Origin of the sequence: Pediococcus cellicola (assembly GCF_001438655.1) — a bacterium.
Taxonomy (GTDB): domain Bacteria; phylum Bacillota; class Bacilli; order Lactobacillales; family Lactobacillaceae; genus Pediococcus; species Pediococcus cellicola.
Window position 1 is genome coordinate 33,584 of record NZ_JQBR01000013.1, and the last position, 23,392, is coordinate 56,975.

23 protein-coding genes are annotated in these 23,392 nt (G+C 35.8%); 12 read left to right on the forward strand and 11 right to left on the reverse strand.

Going from position 1 to position 23,392, the window contains the following annotated elements:
• Window positions 1-152: 152 nt before the first annotated feature.
• Window positions 153-863: a GntR family transcriptional regulator gene (locus IV80_RS09335; RefSeq protein ID WP_057752719.1), complete on the forward strand. Its 711-nt coding sequence runs from the start codon at window positions 153-155 to the stop codon at window positions 861-863.
• A 2-nt stretch (window positions 864-865) separates the two neighbouring features.
• Window positions 866-2,014, forward strand: a complete 1,149-nt coding sequence (locus IV80_RS09340) for a MalY/PatB family protein (RefSeq protein WP_057752721.1) — start codon at window positions 866-868, stop codon at window positions 2,012-2,014.
• Window positions 2,015-2,085: 71 nt separating this feature from the next.
• Here the strand turns inward: IV80_RS09340 and IV80_RS09345 are convergent, their stop codons facing one another.
• Window positions 2,086-3,051, reverse strand: a complete 966-nt coding sequence (locus IV80_RS09345; RefSeq protein WP_057752722.1) for an ROK family glucokinase — start codon at window positions 3,049-3,051, stop codon at window positions 2,086-2,088.
• A gap of 358 nt (window positions 3,052-3,409) precedes the next feature.
• Here IV80_RS09345 and IV80_RS09350 point away from each other — a divergent pair, with 358 nt between their 5' ends.
• The 8 genes from IV80_RS09350 to IV80_RS09385 are packed head-to-tail and all read left to right on the forward strand — an operon-like array spanning window position 3,410 to window position 9,498.
• Window positions 3,410-4,165 carry a GntR family transcriptional regulator gene (locus IV80_RS09350; RefSeq protein WP_057752724.1) on the forward strand — a complete coding sequence of 252 codons (756 nt, stop codon included), beginning with the start codon at window positions 3,410-3,412 and terminating at the stop codon, window positions 4,163-4,165.
• Window positions 4,152-4,838, forward strand: coding sequence for a GntR family transcriptional regulator (locus tag IV80_RS09355; RefSeq protein WP_057752726.1), 687 nt, complete (start codon window positions 4,152-4,154; stop codon window positions 4,836-4,838). Before IV80_RS09350 ends, IV80_RS09355 begins: the two co-directional genes overlap by 14 nt.
• 19 nt (window positions 4,839-4,857) lie before the next feature.
• Window positions 4,858-5,328, forward strand: coding sequence for a PTS sugar transporter subunit IIB (locus IV80_RS09360; protein WP_057752728.1), 471 nt, complete (start codon window positions 4,858-4,860; stop codon window positions 5,326-5,328).
• A gap of 17 nt (window positions 5,329-5,345) precedes the next feature.
• Window positions 5,346-6,170: a PTS mannose/fructose/sorbose/N-acetylgalactosamine transporter subunit IIC gene (locus tag IV80_RS09365; protein WP_057752730.1), complete on the forward strand. Its 825-nt coding sequence runs from the start codon at window positions 5,346-5,348 to the stop codon at window positions 6,168-6,170.
• Window positions 6,151-6,972, forward strand: a complete 822-nt coding sequence (locus IV80_RS09370; protein ID WP_057752733.1) for a PTS system mannose/fructose/sorbose family transporter subunit IID — start codon at window positions 6,151-6,153, stop codon at window positions 6,970-6,972. Before IV80_RS09365 ends, IV80_RS09370 begins: the two co-directional genes overlap by 20 nt.
• 10 nt (window positions 6,973-6,982) lie before the next feature.
• Complete coding sequence (locus tag IV80_RS09375; RefSeq protein ID WP_057752735.1) at window positions 6,983-8,050, forward strand: SIS domain-containing protein; 1,068 nt, start codon at window positions 6,983-6,985, stop codon at window positions 8,048-8,050.
• Between the two features lie 17 nt (window positions 8,051-8,067).
• The gene (locus IV80_RS09380; protein ID WP_057752737.1) at window positions 8,068-9,063 is read left to right on the forward strand and encodes an SIS domain-containing protein; all 996 of its coding nucleotides are present in this window, start codon (window positions 8,068-8,070) and stop codon (window positions 9,061-9,063) included.
• 15 nt (window positions 9,064-9,078) lie between these two features.
• Window positions 9,079-9,498, forward strand: coding sequence for a PTS sugar transporter subunit IIA (locus tag IV80_RS09385; protein WP_057752738.1), 420 nt, complete (start codon window positions 9,079-9,081; stop codon window positions 9,496-9,498).
• 156 nt (window positions 9,499-9,654) lie between these two features.
• Here the strand turns inward: IV80_RS09385 and IV80_RS09390 are convergent, their stop codons facing one another.
• The 6 genes from IV80_RS09390 to IV80_RS09415 form a co-directional block, all read right to left on the reverse strand.
• Window positions 9,655-11,334, reverse strand: coding sequence for a glycoside hydrolase family 13 protein (locus IV80_RS09390; RefSeq protein WP_057752740.1), 1,680 nt, complete (start codon window positions 11,332-11,334; stop codon window positions 9,655-9,657).
• 1 nt (window position 11,335) lies between these two features.
• On the reverse strand, window positions 11,336-12,163 hold the full coding sequence (locus IV80_RS09395) for a PTS system mannose/fructose/sorbose family transporter subunit IID (protein WP_057752741.1): 828 nt from the start codon (window positions 12,161-12,163) through the stop codon (window positions 11,336-11,338).
• A gap of 14 nt (window positions 12,164-12,177) precedes the next feature.
• Window positions 12,178-12,996 carry a PTS mannose/fructose/sorbose/N-acetylgalactosamine transporter subunit IIC gene (locus IV80_RS09400; RefSeq protein WP_186806044.1) on the reverse strand — a complete coding sequence of 273 codons (819 nt, stop codon included), beginning with the start codon at window positions 12,994-12,996 and terminating at the stop codon, window positions 12,178-12,180.
• Between the two features lie 12 nt (window positions 12,997-13,008).
• Window positions 13,009-13,500, reverse strand: coding sequence for a PTS sugar transporter subunit IIB (locus IV80_RS10205; protein WP_057752745.1), 492 nt, complete (start codon window positions 13,498-13,500; stop codon window positions 13,009-13,011).
• An 18-nt stretch (window positions 13,501-13,518) separates the two neighbouring features.
• Window positions 13,519-13,941 (reverse strand): PTS sugar transporter subunit IIA, encoded by a 423-nt coding sequence (locus tag IV80_RS10210; protein ID WP_057752747.1) that lies wholly within the window; start codon window positions 13,939-13,941, stop codon window positions 13,519-13,521.
• A 118-nt stretch (window positions 13,942-14,059) separates the two neighbouring features.
• Entirely contained in the window at window positions 14,060-16,618 is a 2,559-nt protein-coding gene (locus tag IV80_RS09415; protein WP_057752748.1) for a sigma 54-interacting transcriptional regulator, read from the reverse strand.
• Between the two features lie 840 nt (window positions 16,619-17,458).
• Here IV80_RS09415 and IV80_RS09420 point away from each other — a divergent pair.
• On the forward strand, window positions 17,459-18,229 hold the full coding sequence (locus IV80_RS09420) for an acetoin reductase (RefSeq protein WP_057752751.1): 771 nt from the start codon (window positions 17,459-17,461) through the stop codon (window positions 18,227-18,229).
• 80 nt (window positions 18,230-18,309) lie between these two features.
• On the opposite strand, the gene IV80_RS09425 is transcribed toward IV80_RS09420, so the two are convergent.
• The 4 genes from IV80_RS09425 to IV80_RS09440 all read right to left on the reverse strand — a co-directional run bounded on the left by IV80_RS09425 (window position 18,310) and on the right by IV80_RS09440 (window position 21,909).
• On the reverse strand, window positions 18,310-18,960 hold the full coding sequence (locus IV80_RS09425; protein WP_057752753.1) for a hypothetical protein: 651 nt from the start codon (window positions 18,958-18,960) through the stop codon (window positions 18,310-18,312).
• Between the two features lie 239 nt (window positions 18,961-19,199).
• Entirely contained in the window at window positions 19,200-19,682 is a 483-nt protein-coding gene (locus IV80_RS09430; protein ID WP_057752755.1) for a PTS sugar transporter subunit IIA, read from the reverse strand.
• Window positions 19,683-19,696: 14 nt separating this feature from the next.
• Window positions 19,697-21,199: a PTS transporter subunit EIIC gene (locus IV80_RS09435; RefSeq protein ID WP_057752757.1), complete on the reverse strand. Its 1,503-nt coding sequence runs from the start codon at window positions 21,197-21,199 to the stop codon at window positions 19,697-19,699.
• A gap of 17 nt (window positions 21,200-21,216) precedes the next feature.
• The gene (locus tag IV80_RS09440) at window positions 21,217-21,909 is read right to left on the reverse strand and encodes an N-acetylmannosamine-6-phosphate 2-epimerase (RefSeq protein ID WP_057752759.1); all 693 of its coding nucleotides are present in this window, start codon (window positions 21,907-21,909) and stop codon (window positions 21,217-21,219) included.
• A 156-nt stretch (window positions 21,910-22,065) separates the two neighbouring features.
• Between IV80_RS09440 and IV80_RS09445 the strand changes: the two genes are divergently transcribed.
• A complete protein-coding gene (locus tag IV80_RS09445; protein ID WP_057752761.1) occupies window positions 22,066-22,887 on the forward strand; it encodes a MurR/RpiR family transcriptional regulator in 822 nt (273 codons plus the stop codon).
• Window positions 22,888-23,392 lie beyond the last annotated feature (505 nt).

The window sequence follows — 23,392 nt, forward strand, 5'->3', positions numbered from 1 at the left end:
TAACTCAACGTGTTAAGTTCAACAACAAGTATATAGTAATACCATGCACAAAGTATTGCAAGCCCTTTCAAAACTTTTTTTAATTAACACGTCAATGCCACAAAGGTATATACTATAAGATGAAATATATATTAAGTGTGGAGGAAATTATTATGGATAAACCAAAATACGCTCTTATTGTTGATGATTTAATCAGCAAAATCGGTAATTCACTTTTTCTTCGAGGAGATAAATTTTACAGTGAGGCAGAAATAAAGAAGCTTTACAATGTAAGTTCAACAACTGCAGTAAAAGTTTTAAACGAACTTGCTAGCCGTGATATTATCGTGCGCATTCAAGGCAAGGGTAGCTTCATTTCCAAAAGCGACAAAAATGAATTAGTTCGTTTATCGAATATCGAAAGATTTCCGGGGGAAATAGTAAAAGTAAGAGTAATTAGTATCACGGAAGACAACGACAAGAATATATTAAAGAAATTAGGATTGAAATCAAAGGAAACTTATTTTGTTTTTGTGCGTACTAGGGAAATTAAGAACATTGTAACTGAAGCTTTTATTTCGTATATTCCAAGTAATCTTGTAAAAAAAGACTTAATCTCCAAAAAAGAAAATTTCACCTCAATTTACAATCGTTTACGTGAAGATTTTCAAATAAATCCGTATCAACTAGCGTATAAAGAAATTGATTCTATTGGTTACATTGAAGACCCCCAAATCTTACAGTTGCTCCATTTAAACAGCCGTGCACTTCTATTAATTCAAAAGCGAACAACTACGGACAAAGTGCATAATCGAGAAGTAGAATATATTACTAGCTTTGAATTGCCAGAATATTTTAAACAACAAATCACGAGGGAGCCTTAACAATGAACTGTAACTTTGATAAAACGGTCGATCGAACTCAAAGTTTTTCAGAAAAATGGGATTTAAGCGAAGATGTCTTCAAACAGTCCAATATCCTGCCAATGTGGGTTGCAGACACTGATTTCATGCCGCCTGAATATGTTACAAGTGCCATAATAGAACGTGTTTCAAGTTCCCCTTTAGGGTATACATTTGTACCGTCTGATTTTTTTAAAGCTATTACTAGCTGGTACTTAAGGCGCCATAAAATTCGTATTAAATCCCAAAATATTGTTGCCAACGCAACCGTCATGTCTTCAATAAATCTGTTACTAAGATCATTAACACAATCTAACGATTCTGTTCTAGTTTTTAGTCCCGTTTACTTTCCTTTTTTCAATACTATATGCAATTTAAAAAGAAAACCTATTTATTGCGACTTAAAGTACGGCAAAAAGGGTCTAATGATTGATTTCAATCTTTTGGAACAACAAATTAAAAATTGCAAACCAAAAGTATTATTATTTTGCAATCCGCATAACCCCGGAGGCCGAGTATGGGACCCTGAAGAATTAGAAAAATTATTACAAATTATGAAAAAGTATGAAATTTCAATCATTTCCGACGAAATACATGGGGATCTAGTTTTTCCTAGCGAATCTTTTAATCCACTAATTACTTTTGCAGGTGCGTACAAAAAGAACATTTTCACTCTGAGTGCACCAACAAAAACATTTAACATTGCAGGTCTTAAAAGTAGCTTTATGATTTCTTATAATCCTAAAATCACAGAAGCATTTACTCGTTTACACGATATTGATAACTACCCTAAATTAAACACATTAGCTATAACCGCAACCATCGCTGCATTCAATAATGGTGATGCTTATCTTGATAATTTGAACGAATATATTTTCCAAAACTATTGTTATATAAAAAAACATTTAGACAAAAAATATAGCATTTTGCCTAGCCAAGGCACATTTTTATTATTTATTCACACACCAATCAACTATAATGATAATGCATTCTACAGAAAAATAACTAAACTCGGATTAGGTATACAAATGGGGAGTATATTTGGTTCTAACGGTCAGGGATACTTTCGCATTAACATTGGAACTACGAAAAAAAATATAAAAAAAGCAATTGCCATTTTAAACAGTATTTAAATAAAATTAAAAACGAGCTCTCAATAACATCAAATTTAATATTGAGAACTCGTTTTAATTTATTTTACGTTTTAAATTTCATCCATCACTAAAGCTGCAGCACCAACAATCCCAGCATTATTTTGCAAACCAGCCATTTTAATTTTGGTTGCTTCTTCATTTGGTTTAAAGACATAGTAGTGATAATAATGTTCAATTCTTCTTCTCAAGAACTCCCCCGCTGCAGATACACCACCACCAAAAACAATGCTATTTGGATTAAGCATGTTTGCAATATCAGCGCTAGCATGCCCCAAATAATCCGCAATTTTATCAACCACTTCTTTTGCAAATTCATCATGTTGAAATTCTGCTGCTTCAAAAATTTCTTTACTTGAAATATTTTTATGCTCTTTTAACGAATCTTTTATCTGGGACACTTGGGACGTTTGTTCAGCCAGCATTTTAGCAACATTCACAACACCAGTAGCGCTTGCAACCGTCTCTAAGCAACCTCGTTTACCGCAAGTACACAAAGGCCCATTTGGTACTACAGTATCATGCCCTATCTCTCCAGAACACCCTGTTGCTCCTCTATATAGATTTCCATTTATTACCATTCCGGCCCCAATACCTGTTCCAAGAGTTATTAATACAAAGCTGTCATCCAACTTACAATTTCCTACCAAATGTTCGCCAAGTGCCGCGACATTTGAATCATTTTCAACAAAAACCGGTACGCCCATTTTTTCCTGCAATTCACTTTTAACAGAAATTTTATGTTTCCAATTTAGATTATACGCGCCTCTAACATAACCCGTTTTATAATCTACATTCCCGGCAACACCAATTCCAATGCCCAGTATACTTTTTTTAACTATTTCTTTTCTTTCAAACTTTTTATTTAACGCAGTTACTATATCTGGAAGTATCATTGACCCTTCTTTTTCTTTATTTGTTGGAATGCTCCATTCCTGAACAATATCGCCATTTGTATTTACTAATCCGATTTTTATTCTGGTGCCTCCTAGATCCACACCTACAATATATTTAGTCATTATTATTATCCCTTCGTAAACATTTTTAAAGCCGCCGAACTTAACACGTTAACTTTATCACATTTATTAAAGCGTTTACAACTAATGAATCAATTTTTCATTGTAATAGACAAATTCGACTTTTTTAGATTTGTTAAATGAAAAGATCAAAAACCTTTGATCTTCATCTGACGATTATCAAAAAATATTTTCACTCGAAACTATTGACAAAAATTATGTAAGCGCTTATATTGTAACTGGTATCAAATATAGGCGCAGATGTCTTCTTTGTGCTTTGTATGTTTGGTATCAAAGACGTCTTAGTGTTTTTAGATATATCTATTGATTATATATAAACCAACAGTTGGGAGATGGTGTTTTGGAATATAAAGATCTAACACCAATTAATCTTTGCAAAGAAGAACTTCGTTTAAAAGTTCAAAATTTAAAAAATGGCGAATCCTTACCGTCCGAACGTCAATTAGTTGAGGAACTTGGCGTTAGTCGCAGTACTCTACGTAGTGCGCTTCAAACTTTACGCGACGAAGGTATCATCTTAAGTCAAGAGCGACAAGGCATGCATGTGAATAAAAAAGTCAACATCAGTATGCTCGGTATGAATTCTATGAGTAGTCAAATTGTTTCAAATACATCAGACCGTTCTACTCACATACAATTTTTGAATAGTCAGGTAGTACCTGCTTCTGAAAAAATGACTAATTTTTTCCATATAAAGAAAAATACAGCGCTGATTAAAATAAGTCGTTCTCGAACTTTTGAAGACCATCCGGCAACCTTTGAAACAGCCTTTTTACTCAAAGAGAAATATGAAAAACTATTGACAATCGATTTCACAGACCAATCTCTTTATAAGGTTTTAGACAGAACTTACCACACAACTCCTGCTTATGGCCACGAAGAAATTGGTTATACACTAGCTGACAAATTAAAAGGAGAAATTTTAAAAGTTCCAATAGATACACCATTATATCAAGTTTCAAGTTTTACTTTCGACAGTCAAGATACACCTATTGAATATACAAAACAGTATTTAGTAAGTAACTTCTTCAAATATAGCTTATACGCTAAAAATGTCCTTGATTATCAGGAGGATGATGACAATGAGTCTTTTTGAAAAAATTGCACAAGATTTATCCAATAAAATAATCAAGGGTGACTATTCATCTGGAAGTGTACTACCCAATGAAGGTGAATTGCAGAAAACATATGGTGCCAGTCGTACAACCATTCGCAAAGCAATTGACATATTAGTAACAAACAAACAGGTTACACGGAGAAAGGGAGTTGGTCTGTTTGTAGCTCCTGAAATCTCAACGCAAAACATCTTAGAAATGACAGGTATTATGAAGCCTGACTCTTTGTCACAAGGCAAACAAATTTTTAAAGAACATTATTTACGTAAAGCGGGTAATTATTATAGTCAAATTTTAAATATTAAAACTGATGAACTCATTTATTACATTAACTTTATACAATTTAATTCCGCCTCAATCACTAAAGAAACTTTAATCTTGCCATTAAAAAATTTTCCAGAATTGAGTTTATCAAGCTTAAAAATTCTTACCGTATTGGAGATGATGAACCTAGGAAAAGAAAAAGTCGTTGATTTGGAGCAAGAGCTGCAATTAATTGTTGCTGACAAAGAGAATGCCAAACAACTTAATGTTCGTGAAAATGATCCTATATTCAAGATTGTGAATCGTGCACTTAATGCAAAAGGCTTGCCCATTGCCCTCGAACTTCGATATGAAAATGCACTTCAAACTAAGTATGTTGTAGACTTCTAATTCAAATGGAGGAATAAATATGATCAAATTGTTAAGAGTCGATCATCGTTTGTTACATGGTCAAGTTGCTGTATCTTGGTTCAATTCACTAGATGTCAACACCATTTTAGTGGCTAATGATGCTGTAGCAAAAGATGACTTTCGTAAATCAGCTATTCGGCTTGCCAAACCAGAAAATGCAAAATTGGTTATGAAGTCAGTTAATGATAGTGTACAGGCCATTAATTCAGGTGTTACAAATAAATATAAAATGCTGATCACCGTAGAATCTGTTGCAGATGCTAACAAATTAATACGCGGTTGTGATGAAAAAATCACTTCTTTGAACATCGGTGGCACAAAGCCTAGAGAAGGAACTGTGAATTATTCTAAAGCCGTTAACCTAACTCCAGAAGAAGCCAGGATGCTAACCGAATTGCAAAATGATCACGTTGATGTTTACATTCAACAAGTTCCTAATGACAAAAAGCAAGTCTTTGAACAAAAATAGAAAGTGAGGTGTTCATAATGAACCCTGTTATCACTGCCATTTTATTGGCTTTAACGGCTATGTTAGCTAATGGTGAATATTTTCTAGGATCATCAATGCTTTCACGACCGCTTGTTACATGTACTATTGCTGGATTAATCATGGGTAACATGACCGCAGGAATTATCATGGGAGCCACCCTCGAATTAGCTTTCATTGGTTCTTTTTCAATTGGTGCTTCCATCCCACCAGAAATTATTTCTGGAAGTATTTTAGGAACTGCATTTGCAATCGGCGCTGGCAAAAGCACGGCAGTAGCCTTAACACTTGGCATTCCAATTGCTTCTTTGGTATTGGTCATCAAAAATCTTTGTTTTATTTTCGTACTTCCTTATTTTGTACATAAGGCAGATCGCTATGCGACAGAGGCAAATGACAAAGGGCTAGACCGTATGAATATTTTAGGTGGTTTTTTCTCGATCAATTTACCAATTGGTTTAATTGTTGGTATTTCATTTTTGCTGGGTAGCCCAATGATTAAAGCTTTTCTCGCTATTATTCCCAAGTTTGTCATTGACGGCTTAGGCATTGCAACTGGCCTCCTACCTGCTTATGGTTTTGCACTACTCATGAAATTGATGATCAATAAAAACAATGCTGTATTCTTCATTCTTGGTTTTGCTTTAGCTGTTTACCTTAAGGTACCAGTTACGGGTGTTGCTATCTTTGGGGCATGCTTAGCTTTGATTTTGACAGGATATGCGGCGTTCAAGGGACAAAACGAACCTATAACGGAAAATGCAAGCGCTAACAAAGATCAAAACAACAAGGGAGGAATCGACTATGAAGATGAAGAGTTCTAAGTTACTTACAAAAAAGGATCTACGTAAAACTTTTTGGCGTTCTTTCACCATGGAATGGGCCTGGAATTATGAACGTCAGATGAACTTAGGATATACCTACTCCATGATTCCTGCGTTAAAAAAGATTTACAAAGGAAATAAAGAGAAATTGACAGATGCATATAAACGTCATCTCGAATTTTTTAACGTGACGCCATGGCTGTCTACCTTTCCATTAGGAATTTCCATCGCTATGGAAGAGCAAAATGCCTTGCACCCGGATTTTGATGATAAATCCATCAATAATATTAAAGTTGCTTTAATGGGACCCTTAAGCGGGCTAGGCGATTCCTTTTTCTGGGGTACTTTACGTGTAATTGCAACTGGAATCGGAACTTCACTTGCTTTACAAGGTAATATTCTTGGTCCATTACTATTTCTTTTAATTTTCAACATTCCAGCACTATTAGCACGATATTATGGGCTTTATATCGGTTATAACATTGGTGCCTCTTTCATAGAGAAAGTCCAAAAAACCGGTTTGATGGATCGTCTCTCTTATGGTGCTTCGGTACTGGGACTGGGTGTTGTAGGCGCTATGGTAGCTACGATGGTCACAGTTAAAATGCCTTTAAAAATTGGTTCCGGTGCTGAAGCTACATCCATTACTAAAATTTTTGACGGTATTGTTCCTGGAATCCTGCCATTGCTATTTACCTTCTTTATTTACTGGCTAAATAGCAAAGGTGTTAAAGCGCAATGGATCCTACTATTAATAGCAGCTATCGGTATTTTCGGTGCTTGGAGCGGCATTCTAGGTTAGGAGGAGAAAAATGAAGAGTATTGAAGATTATGTCAATTTAGAAGCACAATTTTATGAAGACGTTCTAACAAATAAAGACCAGTTGTTCGCAAATTGTTTTAATGAAATTAATCTAAATGAAATTGATAATATTGTAATTTATGCAACGGGATCTAGCTCTAACGCCGCTTTTAGTGCCCGCCCCTTTATGAGTAAAATTTTAAAAATGCCCGTATATGTAGAAGAGCCTTCTATTGCAGCAAATTACGGACTGTACGCTAATAAACACACCCTTTATCTTGCAATTTCTCAAGGTGGCCACAGCTATTCAACCATTCATATGGTTAAAGAATTAGAAAGCCACGAGCAAAAGGTGTTTGTTTTAACAAGTGATTTACAGAGTCCCATTGCGACAACAAGTAAAAATGTGATTTCCATGGGAATGCCCGTAGAAGAAATGCCTTACGTAAGTGCCGGTTACAGCGTCACCATCCTAGATCTCATGTTAATTGCATTAACTATTAGTCAAAAGCGTCAGACAATTACAATAGGTCAAGTTGAAGCTTGTCATCAAAAAATTCAGGAAATTACGCTTGCAATTCCGGACGTCATCCGAAAATCTACCAATTGGGTTAATAAAGTCATTGATCAATACACAGAGGCGAATCGAATATGGTTTATTGGTTACGGAGCTGCTTATGGGGTGGCACGTGAAGGGGAAACAAAAATCACAGAAACTGTACGAATCACCTCTCTTGGTAAAGAATTAGAAGAATATATGCATGGCCCTTACTTAGGACTGCATGAAACTGATCGTATCATTTTTGTCGAACCACATGGAAAGTTAGAACATCGAGCAGACTTACTCAAACAATTCTTACAAGAACACGTTTCACACATATCAACTATTTTTGCTAATGATGGCTCAACTAAGATAGATGATCTCGCACTCAAAATTGACACAGATGAACTACTAGCTTCGCTCTTTTTAACGATTCCCGTTCATCTTTTAGCCTATCGTTTATCGCAAAGGAAAAAGAATGATCTTGAAGTTTCCACCTACCCTGACTTTGATAAAATTACAGGCTCCAAAATATAAGAAAAGAGGAAATTAAAATGCTAAAATTTAACGAACAAGCTTTATTAGAAAATATGAATGGTGCTTTAAGTTTACGCCCAAAAATTAACGAAGTGGTTGATAAAATAAATGCAGAAGGTTATTCCAATGTTTGTTGGTTAGGAATTGGTGGTACTTACGCTTCGGCTATGCAGGCGGTTATTCATATGAAAGAAAAATCTGCCATTGAAACATTCTATCAAAATGCTGCTGAGTACGTAGTTACGGGTAACAAACGGATTACTAGTAAAACCTTGGTGGTTATTTCTTCCGTCAGTGGTAGCACCGAAGAAATTGTAGCGGCCGTTAAAAAGCTCGAAAAAGTTCACGCCACTATTTTAGGTTTTATTGATAATGAAAATGCCCCACTTGCATCAATGGTAGATTATCGAATTTCTTATCCTACCGATGAACAACTTAAATTCTTTATGGTCGGAGATCGTCTAATGAATCTGGTTGGTGAATTTCCTGATTACGAAGACTTCTATAAAGAATTAGATACGCATTTTGCTGAAGATATTGTGGCGGTTGAAAAAAAGGCTGATGATTTTGCCCTTAAATTTGCAGAAAAACATCACGAAGACGACATTCACTATTTTGTTGGTGCCGGTAATCAGTGGGGAGCTACCTATTCTTATGCGATGTGCTATTGGGAAGAACAACACTGGCTCAAAACGAAATCAATTGAAGCTGCCGAATTTTTCCACGGTATGTTTGAAATTGTAGAACGTGATACACCAGTGACTGTTTATGTTGGTGAAGATACACAACGGCCTTTAAGCGAACGTGTGGCTAATTTCTTGCCACAAATTTGCGGAAATTATACAATTATTGATTCTAAAGAATATGATCTACCTGGAATTTCCGAAAAATATCGTGGGACACTTTCACCGTTTGTCTTTCATGCCATTAACAATAGAATCGATGCTCATATCGAATATATTAATCGACACCCAATGGATATTCGTCGTTATTATCGCCAACTTAAATATTAAAGCGAGGTGTTATTTATGAAGGCACTTTTAGTCTGTACTCACGGAAAGTCAGCAAAAGAATTAGTGGCCTCTGCAGAAATGATTTGCGGAAAACAGCAAAATTGTGCTAGCATCCCATTTACCATGGGAGAATCTCCTGATAAGTTAATGGCCGATTTGGAAAGCAAAATTCAAGGTTTAGATCTCTCCGATGGTCTTCTTTGCTTGACTGATTTAAAGGGCGGCACTCCATTTAATATTTTAGTCAAAATGACCCAAACAAACCCTTCCTTAGAAATTGTAACTGGAGTCAATATTCCTATGCTCCTAGAATTCTTCATTAGAAGAGAGCAGTCGGAGATGCCTGACCTCATCAAACAAGTAATTGAAGCCGGGCACAGTGGTATTTATCAATATGTTTTTTTGCCAGAAAGCGGTAAGGACGAGGACTTTTAAATTTCATTTAGGTAAAGAAAAAAATTAAAAAGTACGGAATACAATTAACCCCCAAGCTTGGATTTAGTGCCTAAGCTTGGGGGTTAATTGTATTTCGTTATATTGTTTTCGATTTCGTTAAAAGCTTTCGCTGTTTTGGTTACGCTACTCTTAATCCTACTTTACTGTGATTTCAATAATTGCCGCCTCATACGGATTCAATTTGTTAAAAGTAATTTTGTTACGATAATTATGGAGCAGTATTTTTCCATAACTGTACTCATTGCTTAAATTATTATCAACCTGGTGATCGGATAAGTTAGCGATTATCAGCCAAGTCTTTTCCTGCGAATATCTTAAATACGCGAAGATTTGGGGATGATTTGGCAATAAAAGCTTGAACTTTCCTTCAGTCAATAGCAGATTATTGTGTCGCAAGTCAATTAAAGACTTAAAATAATTAAATACTGATTTTTCTGAATCAAGGTCACGTTGAACATTAATTTCTGTGTAATTAGGATTCAATTTGAACCATGGCTTTGTCTCGCTAAAACCTGCATTTTTTGAACCATTCCATTGCATAGGAGTACGAGCATTATCACGACTTATCTTATTTGCCGCTCTCAAAAAGTCCTCCGAGTTTATTGTCTTCTCTTGTTCCACTAACTTCTTATAATTTGTCTTTAGTTCAATATCTTCGTAATCACTTAATTGGAACTTAGGATTTGTCATCCCAATTTCCTCCCCCTGATAAATGAACGGAGTTCCTTGCAAACCATGTAATACAGTGGCGAATGCCGTTGCAGACTCATAGCGGTACTTCTTATCATTTCCCCATCGTGATGGTGTCCTTGCCCTATCATGATTTTCAAAATATAGCGCATTCCAACCATGGTCTCGTAGTGTATTTTGCCAATTAGCTAATATTCTCTTTAATTGAACGACATCAATTGGTTGAATGGCCCATCTCCCGTTAACACTTCCTGGTACGCGATCCACATGCATATGCTCAAAAGTAAAAATCATGTCTAATTCTTTTCTGACCGGATCAACAAAATTTCTTGCATCTTCACTTTTGGCATCTGGAGACTCACCTACACTCATCATATCAAACGGTGTAAGTACCTCTTGGTTCATTTCTTGAATAAATTCGTGCAATCTAGGGCCATTATTTTGATTAGCTACTACGAACTTGATGCCATGCGGATTGGGATTATCCGGAAATGACTGATCTTTGGAGATTGATGTAATAATGTCCATGCGCCATCCGTCTACCCCATGTGCCTTCCAATATCTCATCATGTCATAGACAGCCTGCCGAACTTTTGTATTCTCCCAATTTAAGTCTGGCTGTTCCTTCGAGTAATAGTGTAAATAATATTGATCTCTCATTGGTTCAAAAGTCCATGCTGAGCCACCAAAATTCGACCCCATATTATTAGGCTCACTCCCATCTGGCTTAGGATCCCGCCAAATATAAAAATCGCTAAAGTAGTTGTCTTTGGATTTTCGACTCTCTTTGAACCAGATAGACTGATCGGATGTGTCGTTTGCAACCATATCCATAATTATCTTGATACTTCGTTTATGGGCTTCACTAATAAGTGTTTCCAAGTCTTGATTATTACCAAATATTGGATCAACTTTTCGATAATCACTGATGTCATATCCATTATCCACCTGAGGTGAAAGATAGATTGGACTCAGCCATAAAGCATCGACACCTAAATCTTTTAAATAATCCAGTTTAGATACCACGCCCTGCAGATCGCCATAACCATCGCCATTACTATCTTTAAAGCTTTTAGGATAAATTTGATAAATAACTGCTTTCTTCCACCAATCACTTCTTGCCAATCTAAACCACTCCAATCAATGCAAGGATAATCGAAATCACAATTGCACCAATGATTAACCAATTAATAGACACATTTTTATTTTTCAATAGATAGAAACAAAGTAAAGTAATTAACAGGGGCAACAGTCCTATGAATATTTGATTAAGTAATGCTTGTGATTTTAAAATAGTTTTTCCTTTGACCACCAAATTCCAAGCTAGATTAAATTTGACCATACTACTGGTCATTGCACCAACCATTACTAGTCCGACGATACTTGCAGCCTTAGTCATTATATTGATTAAGCCTTTTTCGTATAAATCACTAATTAAAGTAGAACCAAGCGTATACCCTAATTGGCCACCGTACCAGCGCACTAGTTGGACTGGTATATTAAAGATTAATAAATAGATGATTGGTGCAAGAATATTTCCACCTTGTGCCAGACTAATTGCAATACTTCCCGCTAAAACCCTAAGAACACCCCAGGTTAATGAATCACCTATTCCAGCCAGTGGTCCCATTAAACTAGTTTTTACCGCGTTAATAGAGTCTTCATTAAAGTCTTTATTTTCACTCCGCTTCTTTTCCATAGATGCTGCAATTCCCATTACAAATGGAACCATTGCGATATTAGTGTTAAAGTACGACATTTGACGTACCATAGCTTTTCTTTTATCTTCCGCATTTTTGTAAAACCTATTAATTGCTGGTAGCATTGAATATTCGAATCCAGACGCACCTTGCTTTGCAGGTGTAACAGCCGAATACAAAGTGAAAGAGCGCCAGTACATTTGACGTATTAGTTTTTTTTCATCTGAACTCAATTTTTTAGTAATTTTTGACATTTTTTACCCCTCTTTTAATTAAAGAAATCGTCATCTTCAGAATTTGAACTTTTATCATTTGTGGACTGAACGGCTGGCTTTGCGTTCACTTGCTCAGTTAGTTTATGTAATTGATAGTCACGCTGTGCAATTAAGACAGCAATGATAATTGCAATTACTGCAACTGCCACCAAAGGCAACTTCATGTAAGCAACAATAACGAATCCCAGAAAATAAAAAACAGAAATGTTTTTATCCCACAGCATCTTCATTAACATAGCCATACCAACAGCTGGTAACACATTTCCAGCTACCGTCAAGCCATTTACAATAACCTGCGGAATCATTTTTAAGGCTACTTGCGTCGCATGAGAACCAAATAACATAGCAAAGAATGGAATTAATGAATAAAGAAACCATTGTAATCCCCATAAACCAAAGTGTAATCGTACAATGCCCTTTTGATTTCCTTTAGATGCCATACTATCAAATTTACTTGCAAAAGGGCCAACTACTGCAACATAAAGCAAAGTTTTGATCTGTAATCCAATAATACCTAAAGGAATTGCTAAGGGTAATGCCACTGCTAGTCCCTTGTGCAGAGTGATTGCAAAGGCCACTGCCAAAGCACTCGCAAGACCAGGTTCTGCAGCACTCGCACCACCAATATTTACTATTCCAATGAAAATTGTTTCTAGAGATGCTCCAACCGTTAAACCAGTTTGTATATCACCAAGCAAAACGCCAATAAGTGGTCCAATTACGATTGGTCGTCCTAGCATAGTTAGCCCAAATAATTCTTGTCCCCCGACTGTTAGAAATACAACAAGTGCTACTATAAACGCTTCATACATGATATTTCCTCCCTATAGATTTAGCTTTTCAACAAATCCACTTGCTAGTTCTTTTTTGTCACTTGGTAAATTTTGCAAAGCTGTATCTGGATATAATTGACTCAATTCTTTAAGTGCTGAAAGCTCACTATCTGTTAGCATCACAAACTGTGTTAACGTTGTTCGTCTTTCTTCAACTGATTTTCCAACGTTTCCGACATTTACATAATCAATATGTGGTATCTGTTTTGCCAGCTCAACTGCGTCTGCAACTGTTCTAACTAAGACTAATAACTTCATATTTGCAGCTCTTGGGTCATTCAGTAGATTAGCAGCACCTGTGATTGTTTTGACAATTACTTTTAATTTCGAAGGTGCTGCCATTTTAAGTGCCATTTGCTGAGTTTTGTTTTCTGCAGTTTCATTATTAGCGACAACTATACCGTCTATATCGAGCTCCCTTGACCAAACCATAGCGATCTGTCCATGGATTAATCGTTCATCAATACGTAAAGCTTTAATCATAATTATTTTCCCCTTTCATTATTCAAAAAAATCCTGATCATCATTATCTACTTTTTGCTCAAGACACACCTGTTGTAATCCTTCTCTTCCCTTCTTTAGAAGATTATTGATATATGCCTGTGAGATGGGCTCTGTTGATAAAACCGATTCCAAAATAATTGGTAAGTTAAATCCAGCTATCACAAAAACGTTTTCCATTTTTTGGGTGCTGAGAGCGATTTTCTGATTCACACTTCCACCATATAAATCTGTAAAAATAATACATTGATCGTCTTGCTGAATTTCAGACAACGCAGTTTGAATTTGCGTTTCGATATCTGTCGTTTTTTCCATATAAGCCGTAACCACTTCAACATTCTTCAAATCTCTATCAAAAAGCTGTAATGTATCTTTCATTCCTTTAGCCAATTCTCCATGAGACGCAATAATATACTTTCGCATTTAATTTCCTCCTCGTATGCCCTCACTTATATATAAGCAAAAAGCGTGCCAACCTTATAACACCCTTGTTTTAAGGATATAAAAAAATAGTGCTCAATTAAAATTAAGCACTATTTATCTATATATATGATTTCAGCAACTGATACATTAGCGATATTTCATAATCGTCAACTTTGAAATTGTATTTTATTTCAATTCCTTTAAAAATAGCGTGTGAGACAGAAAAAAATTCTTTTTCTTGTTCATTGTTTAGAGGAATTTCAGTATACTCATTATCTTTATGCGAACGAATTAACATTCGCTCAATCATTAAAGACAAGTGCATATAGAGATTCAAGCGAACTTTTCCTTCAAATTCGGCTTGATAATAATCCTGATATTTCGCAGTGATTTGTTGAGCCTCATTAATGACGACATCAGGATTAAGAAACTGTAATCGATCCTTAATCCCCTCCAATGAAAAGAACTTAAGCAAGCTCTCCATTAGATGATCAACGTTTCCCGGCGTTTCTCCAGCCTCAATAAGCAATCTTTTTAGTTCCTGATAGCCTGGCTTTTCCATAATGTCATAGATATTAATAATGGAAATATCTAAATTTGTCTCAATATTTGTCGTTGTAATAACCAAATTGGTCTTATGAAAAAAGTCTTGTTCGTGCGTATCTAATGTATGTTGTAAATCTTTGTAATCCATCGTAATAATTTGTTCTTTGCCCGACAGGCTTTCTGCCATCATTTTTTTGATTTCCTCAGAAATACCTACCCCTGACATGCAAGATACAATTATATTATCTCGATCAGATAATCCCTCATAATATTGAACTCCTGTTGCATCTCCAAATTTTTGGGCTGCTTTTGTAATCTGCTTGAAACTATCGCCTCTTTGGATGCGAATGCCAATATCTAAAGCCATAGCTGTCGTTAGATTATTTATAACGAGAAGCTCGTCATCTGATGAATGTTTAATTTCTTTAAACATTTGATTGAGTGATCCCATGTCAAATAATACAAATATGCCATCTTTGGATTGCCCTTTTTGATTTAAATAATGTTGAACCTTCTCATTAATATCGTGTATTGAAACGTCAATTGGCATGTCAAAGGCCTCAAAGATATAATTTCCACAAAGATTATTTACGACACTCTGAATACTTGTAGCCGTATTTCTACCATGTGCCAGCAAAATACCAGTAAAATGAATACTCTCTAATTCAACACACTTATTTTGAAACATAAGTGGAAAACAAAATAAATCCATCTCCCGTATTGACCTTTTAAATGTGTGTAGGATAAATTGTCGGAACAAATAAAAACAACGTGGGTATCTTTTTTTGAAAGATTTCTGTAACTCATTTTTACTCAGTTGTACCGTATCTTCATTAAATAATTCTCCCAAACTAAAAGCACTGGCAATTTGTTGAACCTTTTCCTCATCAAGATTAAGATCTACGCCATAACGTTCTCCTAAAAATTCCTTTAGATTCTTATAAACTTTAATTTTTAAATCCTTTATAAGAACTTCATCTACCATTAATTTTGTAGCTTTCAACATCTGGTCCACCGCTAAGCTTAAGTCATCCAGACTGGACTCTCTGTTTAATAAATTACTCGTCTTCTTCTGTAATTTTATTACTTGATCTTTGATCAAATCACTATAATAAGAAGTTTTTTCAAAGGAACTATTTGCGTTAATAAAAATAGTCGGTTCCCCCGGCTTTCCAACGAAAATACATTCATTTTCATCTACGTTTTCAAAACCAGAAGCACAAATCAATTGAACATCATTTTCCATTGCGCCTATATTACCAGGCTTATCTGTACGTACTAGTCGATTAAGTTGATCCAGTGAAACTTCAATAGACCGTCCGGTTCTTTTAGCTTCATTACGAAATGCGTGAAAAACAAGTTCAAATCTTTCTATAAATGGCCTTCTTCTAAAAGCCGGCAAATCAATGTGCATTGGAACGCGCCGCATAAATGTTTTTAACATAAAATTATCAAGTTTTTCCGTTGTTGCAAAAATAAATCTTACATTTACCTTATGAGCTTCTTTGTTTTCTCCAAGAGGATAAAACTTTCCCGAGTCAAGTAATGAAAATAGCTTTTCTTGACTTTCAGTTGGTAGTCGATGAATTTCGTCTAAAAACAAATAGCCATTATTTGCTTGATCAACTAATCCTGGTGTGTCTTTATCGGCTCCAGTAAAAGCCCCTTTTTTGAAGCCGAATAAAATTGATGATAAAAGTTCCGGATTATTAGCATAGTCAGCTGTGTTAAGTACTACAAAGTTGGCATCTTTATTGATTATCGTTCGCCGTTTTGCCTCTTCAAAGATAATCTTGGCCAAATAACTCTTGCCAATGCCGCTAGGCCCAGTAATTATTAGTGGAAATCCTTTCGGGGGATAAATAATTGCCTCTGTACACTGCTTAATAATTTTGGCCAAACTACCGTTATAACCAATCACTTTTGAAAATTCAGTAACTTCACGCCTAACCATCCAATATACCGGTCGTGTTCCCGATTTAACCAGTCTATTCTCACGATAAAGTTGTGAAAGATAGCTACTCACTACTCCCCTACTTAATCCTACTGAACTCGCAATTTGTTGAGTTGTCAATTTATCATCAGGGTGTTCTTTTATTAAAAAGTTATATATATTATCTGTTGATTTCATCTAGTATCCCCAAGCTTTAAGCACTAACCTTTTGTTATAAGCACTAAAGATAATTTCTTTAAGTTATCCATGTGCTTATTATAATTTTTATATGCACAACTTACAATTTAATTTTTCCGAAACAGATCAATTCTGTAAGCACATTTTGTTTAAGTAAAAATGAACAAAAGTTAGTGTCCTAATTAAGGATATTAGAAATAAATTACCTAAGTGGCGACTTACCTAACAGCATATATAAAAATGGCGAATTGTACTGTGTTTCATCAACTGCGTAATTCGCTATTTTGGATCACTATTTACAAAATCCAGCAAGTCTTCAGACACGTCTGGCTCAAAGAGTTTTTCCTAATCTTTTTTTAATCAAGCACTTGACACACACATTCTTTCGTATAATAATATGCTGTATCAAGTTAATATATAAGCAAACAAATAGATGAGTAAATTATTATTTTCTCACAGAGAACTGTCATTTTGGTGTAAGGCAGTAGGAACTAATAATTGAAGATGGTCTTAAATTAATGTTTTTTGCCACTGAGCTAAACAGTTAGGTGACAGCGGGTGCGTCCGATAATACGCTAGAGTATTCAAGCGTACTCGAAAAGGGATAACTTGTGAGAGTTGTTCAAAATAAGGTGGTAACACGAAAAGCAATTTCGTCCTTAATCTATAGAAAGATTAAGGGTGAAATTGCTTTTTTTGTTTTAAATTAAAAAATGGAGGTGAAGTTCCAGATCATAAAGCTCAACGTTATCAATTTAACGACTATATAAATAAAATCTGTTAAAAATCAGATATTGTTACTAGCTGAATATTTTAAATTAGAGAAAAAGAGGAAAAAATATGAGTAAATTAGCTATTATTACAGGTGCCGGTCAAGGTATCGGCGAAGGTATCGCGCATCGCTTAGCCAAAGACGGTTATGCAATTGCTGTTGCTGATATCAACCAAAGTACCGCCAACAAAGTCGCACAAAGCTTACAAGACGAGGGATATTCTGCTAAGGCCTACTTAGTAGACGTCGCAAATCGCAAACAAGTTTTCCAATTAGTCGCTGATGCAGTTGCAGACTTAGGCGAACTTGCCGTATATGTGAACAACGCCGGAATTGCATTTATTGATTCATTTATCGACTCCGATCCAAATGACGTCGAACGTTTATTAGACGTTAATCTCAAGGGAACTTATTGGGGAATTCAGGCTGCGGCCACGCAATTTAAAAAACAGGGCCACGGGGGACGCATTATCAATGCCGCATCCCTTGCTGGTTATGAAGCTTCTGCCTTACAAAGTGCTTATTCCGCTTCAAAATTCGGGATTCGCGGATTAACACAATCTGCCGCCAAGGAATTAGCTAAAGACAAAATTACCGTGAATGCTTATAATCCTGGTATCGTACGCACGAAAATGCGAGACGCGATTGATGAAAAAACTGCCAGTCTCAAACATGAAACTGTTGCCCAACAACAGGCTAATTGTTTAAGTGAAATCGCTATTGGCCGGGAAGCAACTCCTGCTGATGTAGCTGAAGTGGTCGCCTGGTTTGCTTCTAAAGCCGCTGGCTATGTGACAGGCCAGTCTCTGCAAGTGGATGGCGGTATGCGATTCCATTAAAAATATGATTACAGAAGTATGTACTGGGTGTGAAAACTAGAACACATTTTTTGATTTTAAGGTATCTGTTAATAGATAACTTAAAACTGTCTTAGCCTTTTGTTAATTGCAAGATATTCGTCCCTACTTGCTTGTTGGCTAGACCAGTGGGTAATATGCTCAACGCGAGCATCATAAATATTGAGCAACTTATATTTGCCTGAAGGCAGCAGTTCCTGGAACAAATTATTAGTGTCATTGCCACAAGTAAAAATGAATTTTGGTTTGATATGATCGATTTCATCTTGTAACACATGAGCAGCTTCAATGAGTTTAGATCTATTTTCAGTCTTTTTAATATAGCGGAGTGCTTCTGAGCCTTTGGTTTGACGATAATTTTTAATCAGATCCGTCATATAACAACCCTCAAACTTTGTTCCCTGCAAAATGAGTAATGAATTATAATCATGCGTTCTGCGTGGCGTAATATCATGAAAGGCTGACCATGGAATATCAGGCGTGATGTCCTTTTTGTCACGTTCTGAAAAATTAAGGCCAAGGTATATCGCATTACTGTTAAGGTGTGTTTTTCGGAAACTAGAATCCTCTAATAATTTATCGAAAGGATCTAACCGGCAGTCGCTAGCATGCATATGAGAATCTTGTTTAAGATCTTTGTGATTCCAAAGCGCCCAACTACTACAATCGCTATAATTTCGTTTAAGATATAAATATGTTTCATCTGTAATCATGAATTCGTCTTCCTTAGCTTGTTAAATTTCTAGGTAAATAAATCATAGCATAATTGAAACCGTCCAATCCAAACAATAAGAGCCAACCTTCAATTAAGGAGGTTGGCTCTTATTGAAATACTGTGCGATACATCCCCTTGTAATTAACAAATGAAATTTGTATTATTTCATCTGTTAATTACAAGGGAACTATAGCACATTGAGAGGCTACTTTTTTGTATAAATCTAAAAATCGATTATTATTTTAAAACTGCCTTTCCAACTTCATCACCAGCTTTTACTTTGCCTGAAGTATTCGTTGAAAAATTTTGAATAAGATCCATATTTGTCAAAATAGTAATTACAATCGGGTCTTTATCATGTTCAGTAATATAGTCAATATTCATACTACCTAAAACATCACCAGCAGCTACTTGATCGCCTTCATGGACAGAAATTTTAAATGGTGCACCATTTAATTCTACTGTATCTAATCCCATGTGTAGTAAAATTTCTATTTTAGAATTTGTAACCAACCCAATCGCGTGCTTCGTTCTAAAAATACTTTTAATGGTTGCAGAAACTGGAGAAACAATTGTACTACAACTGGGCCGAACCGCAAATCCATCACCCATTGCTTTTTCTGAAAATACTGGATCCGATACCTTTTCAATTTTCACAAATTCACCATCAACTGGTGCAAATAGCTTTACAGTTGAATCTTTCTTTTTAAAACCAAACATATAACATCTCTCCTTTAATCATCTGTACCTAATATTTGATTAATTTCTTGACTAAGCAAATCTGCTCTGCCACCGAAAACGGCCTGAATTCCATCTTGTACTTTAAATGCAGCAGTAGCTCCAATACTTTTAATCGTTGCTAAGTCAACCGCTTCTGCATTTCTAACCGAAATTCGAAGTCTAGTTGCACAAGCTTCAACCGATTCAATGTTCGCAGCACCACCAAGTGCCTTAATGATTGTATTAGCATCATCTGTCAAAGTACCATCACTTGATGTTACCGTGTTTATTGCCTGATCTCTATCACTTTCCATTCCCGGAATAGCGACTTTGAATTTTCGAATACAGAAGCTAAATACAACATAGTAAACTAGGGCCCAAACAATACCCACAGGAATAACAAGCATCCAGTTAGTTTTACTTTCTCCTTGTAACACACCAAATAAGAGATAATCTATCAAACCACCAGAAAATGAATTTCCTATTCGAATACTTAAAATATCTGCTATAAAAAATGAACATCCATCAAGAAAAGCATGAATAACGTAAAGCCATGGGGCAACAAACAAGAAAGTGTATTCAAGTGGTTCTGTAATTCCTGTTAAAAATGAGGTCAACGCGCCACTTAGGTAAAGACCCCCAGATTTTTTTCGATTTTCCTTTGGAATTGCTCTATACATTGCAAATGCTGCCGCAGGTAGACCAAACATCATGGTTGCAAAACGTCCGGCAAAGAAGCGTGTTCCATAAGTAAATAGTCCTGTATGATTAGGATCCGCCAACTGTGCAAAAAAGATATTTTGGGCTCCAACAACAGTTTTACCTGCAACCGTAGCAGTGCCACCTAAAGATGTATACCAAAACATTGGATAAATCGTATGATGCAAACCCACTGCTCCAGTAAGTCTCAGTAAGAATCCATATAAGAAAGTCCCAAAGCTACCCATATGGGCAATTTCAACACCAGCTGATGTTAAAACATTTTGAATTGGTGGCCAAATGATAAAGAAAATTGCCCCTAAAATGATAGCCGCAAAAGATGAAACAATTGGAATAAACCGTGAGCCACCAAAGAAGCCTAAAAACTGTGGTAATTCAATTTTTCGATAGCGATTGTGCAGAAAAGAAACTGTACCTCCAACCACGATAGAACCTACCACCCCTGTATCAATAGTTGCGCCTTTAGCTGAAAACAACTGTAGTAAAGCACTAATAGTAGCAGTATATACTAGAAAAGCAACGCCGCCAGCCAATCCTGCAGTACCTCGATCACCATTTGCCAACCCTACAGCCAAGCCAATCGCAAAAATTAAAGCAATATTCTCAAAAACAATATTACCAGCTGCATTCATTACTGTTAGTATCGTCTGTAGCCATGCTTGATCTAAAAACGGATACGCATTTAATGCAGCTTTATTTGTTAACGCTCCACCAAGCCCTAATAGCAATCCAGCCGCAGGTAAAATCGCAATCGGCAACATAAAGGCGCGACCCAATTGTGAAAATTTTTTAAACATAAGTATTCCTTCTTTCTTTACTTAAGAATCGCTGAGACAAACCGTTCTGCAATTTCCTTTGGCCGCGTAATTGCTCCACCAACAACAACACTAAGCGCTCCACACTTCAAAGCTTTTTTTGCCATTTGTGGATCATGAATTCGTCCTTCAGCAATCGTAGGAATGTTTGCCGACACTAAATCCTGTAGTAGTTGAAAGTCAGGACCTGTTTGAGTCTGACTTTCTTCGGTATAACCACTCAATGTTGTTCCTACAAAATCCACTCCATACTTATACGCTAATTTTCCTTCTTCAAATGTTGAAATATCTGCCATAAATAATTGATCAGGATATTTGAGTTTATTTTTTTGAATAAACGTTTGTACGGTAAGCCCATCGTGTCGAGGACGGTTTGTACAATCAAATGCAATTACGGCTACTCCAGTTTTCACTAATTCATCAATCTCTTTTTGAGTTGCTGTAATAAATGGCTTTTCAGGTAAATAATCACGTTTAATAATGCCAATAATTGGCAAATTTGTTACAGCTTGAATTTGTTTAATGTCGCGAATTGAATTGGCCCTGATTCCCTTTGCCCCAGCCTCCTCTGCAGCTTTAGCAAAAAGTGGCATTATACCGCCTTCCTTTGTATACATAGGTTCTGTTGGCAGTGCTTGACAAGATACAATTAGATTTCCTTTTACTTGATTAACAAAATCTTTTTTGTTCATTTTCGTTTTCCTCCATTTTTTCTTTCTTTTGGATAATAACTCCAAAAAGAAGAATAACACTTTGTTTCACTTTTGTAAACGCATTCAATAAATTGTTTTTATTTATTAAGTTTGAAGTGTAATATAGTTGGTAGCAGATTATTGGAGGAAATTAAAGTGAATTATATAGAAAATATAAAGATACGTTATGAAGATTTAACAAAATCCGAGAAAAAAGTTGCTGATTACATTCTTTCCTCTGGGGAAAAAATCATTAACCAAACCTTAACCGATATAAAAAAATCCACCGGTGTGGGAGATGCAACAATTATTCGATTTTGTCAAAAGCTCGACTATCAAGGCTTTTCTGATTTAAAAATTGCTATTGCAAAAGTCGCATTTGAAAAAGGTAGTGACGAAGAAGCGCCTGATTCATATACTGCTTTGGTTGGTAGTCGGTTGATAAACGCAATCAAGTCTACAATTCAATTGATCAATACAAAAGAACTAAATAAAGGAATAGAGCTTATTCGCAATTCCAAACGAATCTTTATTTTTGGAGTTGGTGCTAGTGGTGTTACGGCAGTGGATATGGCATCTCGTTTTCTTCGAGAAGGAATTCAAGCTGAGGCCATTACTGATTCTCACTATCAAGCCCAAAATGCGTCATTGATGACTTCTGAGGACCTGATTATTGCCTTTAGTCTTTCCGGACGTACCAAAGACACTTTTGATTCTTGTAGAATTGCTAAGGCAAATGGCGCAAAAATTATTGTTATAACTAACCACTTACTTTCTCCAATTGCTAAAAAAGGAGATGCAGTTCTTCAAACTACTGTTGAAGAACTTCTAATGAATGGCGGCTCACTTTCTGGAAAAATTTCTCAACTATGTATTTGCGACTTACTAATCACTGGGTATACCATTACATACCACATTAATTCTCTCAAAATACGCGAACAGGTTTTGCGTTCTGTCATTGATAAAGAAATTGATTAGTTACTAAGTCAAAAATTCTTGATCGCTTAGTGTTTCAGATTGATTATTATTTTTAATAATTTTATTTTTAAGCTCGTTACTAAATTTTTAGTTACATCCCAAGATCACGTGTCGTCACACCGCCTGGAAGGTGAGTTCTTTGGTACTCAAGATTTGTATGATGTTCCAAAACTAGTTCAACAAGGAAATCCAATTACTTATGTAGATGACAAACCATTACCGCCTTTCTTAATTATGCATGGTAACAAGGGGTGACTAGTCCCATTTGAACAAAGTGTTTTATTTTACAATGCTTTGCGTGCCCATCATCAAAATGTAACTTTCTACAAGATTAAGTACAGCGATCATGGCACCGACACATTTTTTGAACCGGAAGTACTGAAAATTACACTAGATTTTATAAATAAGTCACTAGCCTAACGACTTAAAAATCGCGATTACCAAACACAAAAAAGGATTCTAACTAATTCGCATAGGAACTGCAACTATTTTTTGAGACAATCAA

Coding starts and splice junctions, on each gene's coding strand:
- IV80_RS09400 (WP_186806044.1), bottom strand. CDS start 12,996: ATGTATGAAGCGTTTATAGTAGCACTTGTTGTATTTCTAACAGTCGGG.
- IV80_RS09430 (WP_057752755.1), bottom strand. CDS start 19,682: ATGTTTGGTTTTAAAAAGAAAGATTCAACTGTAAAGCTATTTGCACCA.
- IV80_RS09425 (WP_057752753.1), bottom strand. CDS start 18,960: ATGATTACAGATGAAACATATTTATATCTTAAACGAAATTATAGCGAT.
- IV80_RS09370 (WP_057752733.1), top strand. CDS start 6,151: ATGAAGATGAAGAGTTCTAAGTTACTTACAAAAAAGGATCTACGTAAA.
- IV80_RS09345 (WP_057752722.1), bottom strand. CDS start 3,051: ATGACTAAATATATTGTAGGTGTGGATCTAGGAGGCACCAGAATAAAA.
- IV80_RS09335 (WP_057752719.1), top strand. CDS start 153: ATGGATAAACCAAAATACGCTCTTATTGTTGATGATTTAATCAGCAAA.
- IV80_RS09375 (WP_057752735.1), top strand. CDS start 6,983: ATGAAGAGTATTGAAGATTATGTCAATTTAGAAGCACAATTTTATGAA.
- IV80_RS09420 (WP_057752751.1), top strand. CDS start 17,459: ATGAGTAAATTAGCTATTATTACAGGTGCCGGTCAAGGTATCGGCGAA.
- IV80_RS09360 (WP_057752728.1), top strand. CDS start 4,858: ATGATCAAATTGTTAAGAGTCGATCATCGTTTGTTACATGGTCAAGTT.
- IV80_RS09385 (WP_057752738.1), top strand. CDS start 9,079: ATGAAGGCACTTTTAGTCTGTACTCACGGAAAGTCAGCAAAAGAATTA.
- IV80_RS09395 (WP_057752741.1), bottom strand. CDS start 12,163: ATGTCAAAAATTACTAAAAAATTGAGTTCAGATGAAAAAAAACTAATA.
- IV80_RS10210 (WP_057752747.1), bottom strand. CDS start 13,941: ATGCGAAAGTATATTATTGCGTCTCATGGAGAATTGGCTAAAGGAATG.
- IV80_RS09415 (WP_057752748.1), bottom strand. CDS start 16,618: ATGAAATCAACAGATAATATATATAACTTTTTAATAAAAGAACACCCT.
- IV80_RS09380 (WP_057752737.1), top strand. CDS start 8,068: ATGCTAAAATTTAACGAACAAGCTTTATTAGAAAATATGAATGGTGCT.
- IV80_RS09365 (WP_057752730.1), top strand. CDS start 5,346: ATGAACCCTGTTATCACTGCCATTTTATTGGCTTTAACGGCTATGTTA.
- IV80_RS09340 (WP_057752721.1), top strand. CDS start 866: ATGAACTGTAACTTTGATAAAACGGTCGATCGAACTCAAAGTTTTTCA.
- IV80_RS09440 (WP_057752759.1), bottom strand. CDS start 21,909: ATGAACAAAAAAGATTTTGTTAATCAAGTAAAAGGAAATCTAATTGTA.
- IV80_RS09435 (WP_057752757.1), bottom strand. CDS start 21,199: ATGTTTAAAAAATTTTCACAATTGGGTCGCGCCTTTATGTTGCCGATT.
- IV80_RS09355 (WP_057752726.1), top strand. CDS start 4,152: ATGAGTCTTTTTGAAAAAATTGCACAAGATTTATCCAATAAAATAATC.
- IV80_RS10205 (WP_057752745.1), bottom strand. CDS start 13,500: ATGATTAAAGCTTTACGTATTGATGAACGATTAATCCATGGACAGATC.